Origin of the sequence: Streptomyces sp. NRRL WC-3618 (assembly GCF_001280005.1) — a bacterium.
In the GTDB taxonomy this organism is placed as follows: Bacteria; Actinomycetota; Actinomycetes; order Streptomycetales; family Streptomycetaceae; genus Streptomyces.
In genome coordinates this window covers 1-834 of sequence record NZ_LGDW01000264.1, presented here as the reverse complement: position 1 = coordinate 834, position 834 = coordinate 1, and the positions used below count along the sequence as shown (strand labels likewise).

2 protein-coding genes are annotated in these 834 nt (G+C 63.9%); both read left to right on the top strand.

Annotated features, from left to right (window positions below; translation table 11 throughout):
• On the top strand, positions 1-610 hold a 610-nt coding region (locus ADL01_RS22270; protein WP_159049593.1), incomplete at its 5' end, for a DUF3459 domain-containing protein.
• Between the two features lie 4 nt (positions 611-614).
• Positions 615-834: alpha-amylase family glycosyl hydrolase (locus ADL01_RS22265; protein ID WP_267889931.1), on the top strand; the 220-nt coding region annotated here is incomplete at its 3' end.

Here is an 834-nt window from a genome sequence, read left to right as displayed (position 1 = left end):
GCCGAATTTCTTCGTCAACACCCCCGACATCCTGCACGAGTACCTTCAGCAGGGCGGCCGTCCGGCGTTCGAGGCGCGTGCCGTGCTGGCCGCGACACTGTCTCCCACCTGGGGGATCTACAGCGGCTACGAACTGTGCGAGAACACCCCGCTGCGTGAAGGCAGCGAAGAATACCTGGACTCCGAGAAATACCAACTCCGGCCCAGGGACTGGGAGTCGGCCGAGCGGAACGGGCAGTCGATCGTCCCGCTCATCACCGCTCTCAACCGGATCAGGCGTGCCCACCCCGCCCTGCACCGGCTCAGGAATCTGTACTTCCACCGGACCGACAACGACGCCGTGATCGCGTACAGCAAACGCACCGGTGAGGACACGGTCGTGGTGGTCGTGAATCTCGATCCGCACCGCACCCAGGAGGCGACGGTCTCGTTGGACATGCCACAACTCGGCTTGGACACCCGGGACAACGAACGGAATTTCGTCACGGTGCATGACGAACTGAGCGGCGAGACCTACCACTGGGGCCGCACCAACTACGTACGTCTGGAGCCGGGAAAGGCACCCGCGCACGTATGTCACCTGCTGCGGCATTCGACTGGAGGCCGGTAACACCGTGACCGTCAACGATCCTGTCCCGGACACCTTCGAGGACACTCCCGTCAAGGACCGGGACCCCGAGTGGTTCAAACGCGCCGTCTTCTACGAGGTCCTGGTCCGCTCCTTCCAGGACAGCGACGGTGACGGAGTCGGCGACCTCAAGGGCCTGACCGCCAAACTCGACTACCTCCAGTGGCTCGGCGTCGACTGCCTCTGGCTGCCCCCCTTCTTCAAGT